The following is a 2,710-nucleotide window of genomic DNA, read 5'->3' as shown; positions in this document are numbered from 1 at the left end:
TGGGCCGCGCAGCCAGGGGCCGAGCGCGCCGTCCTCGAATGCGGCCAGCTCCTCCCGTACGGCCTGCCGCAGGCCCGTGGGCTCGATCCGCCCGGCGGCCGGGTGGATCCTGGCCACCTCGCGCAGCCGGTCGGCGGGGTCGCCGGGGGTGAGGCCGGTGGGCAGGGCGAGGCCGGCCCGCTCCAGGACCGCGGTGAGGCCGGTCAGCCGGGAGCGTGAGTCGGCGAGCGGGTCCGGGAGGGTGAGCTCGGTCAGCGCCTGGAGATCCAGTACGGGATCGAGCCGCAGCCGTGCGCCGAACGTGCGCATCGCCCCGTCCTCGCCGACCGGAGTGCCGTCCGCGCGCCACACATAGCCGACCGGCCGCCGGAAGCCGGAGGCCAGCGTGAGCCCCGACCTGTCGCAGTCCCACCAGAGGGCGAGCACCGGCCAGTCGGACGAGACCGCGAGCGTGGTGACCCAGCCGCCGGCCACCCGGTCGACCGGCTCGTCCCCGTGCAGCCAGGGCTTCTCCTCGGGGACCAGCACACTCCACTCCGCGCCCGCCGGGGCGATGAGCAGCTGCTCCCCCAGCGCCTGGGCCCGGGTTCGCACGGCGGCCGGGTCCGCCCGGCAGAGCAGCAGGGCACCTGTCGCGTTCTCTGACATGGCACCACGCTAGGACAAATCCTGATGTTCCACCCGCGCGCTTGACTTCACCCAACCGCGATATATCGTGTTCTTCAGAAGACGCGATATGTTGCGTCACGGTCCACCGGCCGGCCGACTCGGCCCGCGACCCATCAGCCGACCCATGGAGGTCAGTCCCATGTCCGAGAGGTCAGTGGCGGAGCCGCAGAAGCTCTCCTTCGACGAACCGGTGACGGCACTGAACGTGCGCGTCGTGAACGGCACGGTCAATGTCGTCGGCACCGACGACGCCGTGCTGACCGAGCAGGGCGGTGCCCGGCTGGAGGTCTCCGAGATCGAGGGGCCTCCGCTGGTGGTGACACTGCGGGACGGCACGCTGACGGTGGCCTACGAGGACCTGCCCTGGAAGGGTTTCCTGAAGTGGCTCGACCGCAGGGGCTGGCACCGCAGGGCCGTCGTCTCGGTCGCGGTGCCCGCATCGGCGCGGGTCGAGGTCGGCGTGGTGGGCGCGGGCGCGGTCGTCTCCGGGGTCCGGGGGCGTACGGAGGTCCGCGGGGTCACCGGTGACACGGCCCTGGTGGGCCTCTCCGGCACGGTGCTCGCCGAGACCGTGTCGGGGAACGTCGAGGCCCAGGCCGTCAGCGGAAATCTGCGCTTCCACTCGGTCTCGGGGGACCTCACCGTGATCGAGGGCACCGGCTCGTCCGTACGGGCGGAATCGGTCAGCGGCGACATGGTCGTCGACCTCGACGCGGCGGGCGAGCCGACCGATATCGCCCTGACCACCGTCTCGGGCGAGGTCGCCATCCGGCTGGCCCAGCCGACGGACGCGCAGGTCAGCGCGAACACCACGAGCGGGGCCGTGTCGAACGCCTTCGAGGATCTGCGGGTCAGCGGCCAGTGGGGTGCCAAGAAGATCACCGGTACCCTCGGCGCGGGCACGGGCAGCCTCCGGGCGACCACCGTGAGCGGGGCCATCGCCCTGCTGCGCAGGCCCGCACAGGACGACATCGCCGAGAAGGTGCTCTGACATGGCCCCCGTTTTCGCCCACGGCCGACTGCGGCTCTACCTCCTGAAGCTGCTGGACGAGGCCCCGCGCCACGGCTACGAGGTGATCAGGCTCCTGGAGGAGCGCTTCCAGGGGCTGTACGCGCCGAGCGCGGGCACCGTCTATCCGCGCCTCGCGAAGCTGGAGGCCGAGGGTCTTGTCACCCACGCGTCGGAGGGCGGCCGGAAGGTGTACTCGATCACCGAGGCCGGCCGCGCCGAACTGGCGGGCCGCAGCGGCGAACTGGCCGACCTGGAGATGGAGATCCGCGAGTCGGTCTCCGAACTCGCCGCGGAGATCCGGGCCGACGTCAGCGGCTCGGCGAACGATCTGCGGCGCGAGATCCGCCAGGCGGCGAGGGAGGCCCGCGGGGCGACGGCCGGCCCGGCGGGCGGCAGCGACCGGACGGCGGGGGCCGGAGCCGGTCCCGGTGCCGGTGCCAGTGCGGGGAAGGCGTTCCCCGGATTCCCGGAAGCCTCCGACTTCTTCGAGGGGAACTGGACCGACAAGGAGGGCTGGCGCCAGGCCAAGGCGGACTTCAAGCGCGCCAAGCAGGAGTGGAAGGAGCAGGCACGCCGGGCGAAGGACGAGTCGCGCCGCGCCCGCGAGGACGCCCAGCAGGCCCGCCGCCAGGCCCGGGAGGCGCAGGACTACGCACGGGAGCAGCTGCAGCGGGTCGCTGAGCAGGTCCAGGACCACTTCGCACGCGGCGACTGGCCTGCCGGGGTACGCGAGGGGCTCGCCGAATTCACCCGGGAGCTGGGCCGCTTCGGCCGGCCGACGGAGCCGGGAGCCGGTTCCGGTACGGGCCCGGGTTCCGGTACGGGCTCAGGTTCCCGTACGGACGGGGGCCCGGGTACGGACGCCGGTTCCGGTACGGGATCAGGTTCCCGTACGGACGGGGGTCCCGGTACGGAGTGGGGTGCGGGCAACGGCGCGGGCACCGGCACGCGTTCCGGCGCGGAGGCAGGCACCGGCGCCGGCACGGGCGCCGACGCCGCCGGTACGGACCAGGCGGCGCCCGTCGGCCT

The 2,710-nt window shown here is 73.4% G+C and carries 3 protein-coding genes; 2 read left to right on the top strand and 1 reads right to left on the bottom strand.

Features of this window, described 5'->3' with window-relative positions; translation table 11 throughout:
* Positions 1-648: hypothetical protein (locus G3I19_RS35925; protein WP_164267871.1), on the bottom strand; the 648-nt coding region annotated here is incomplete at its 3' end.
* 160 nt (positions 649-808) lie between these two features.
* On the opposite strand from G3I19_RS35925, the gene G3I19_RS35920 reads away from it, so the two are divergent.
* Both G3I19_RS35920 and G3I19_RS35915 read left to right on the top strand, forming a co-directional pair.
* Positions 809-1,660 carry a DUF4097 family beta strand repeat-containing protein gene (locus G3I19_RS35920; RefSeq protein WP_164267870.1) on the top strand — a complete coding sequence of 284 codons (852 nt, stop codon included), beginning with the start codon at positions 809-811 and terminating at the stop codon, positions 1,658-1,660.
* A gap of 1 nt (position 1,661) precedes the next feature.
* A partial coding sequence (locus tag G3I19_RS35915; RefSeq protein ID WP_164267869.1) for a PadR family transcriptional regulator occupies positions 1,662-2,710 on the top strand: 1,049 nt, incomplete at its 3' end.

It is taken from the genome of Streptomyces sp. SID10853, from assembly GCF_010548145.1.
Classification (GTDB): Bacteria; Actinomycetota; Actinomycetes; order Streptomycetales; family Streptomycetaceae; genus Streptomyces.
Note: the sequence above shows the minus strand (reverse complement) of the source record. Positions and strands in the feature narration are given on the sequence as shown.

What these genes read in the sequence shown, in the direction of transcription:
- G3I19_RS35920 (WP_164267870.1), top strand. Translation starts at nt 809, where the DNA reads ATGTCCGAGAGGTCAGTGGCGGAGCCGCAGAAGCTCTCCTTCGACGAA.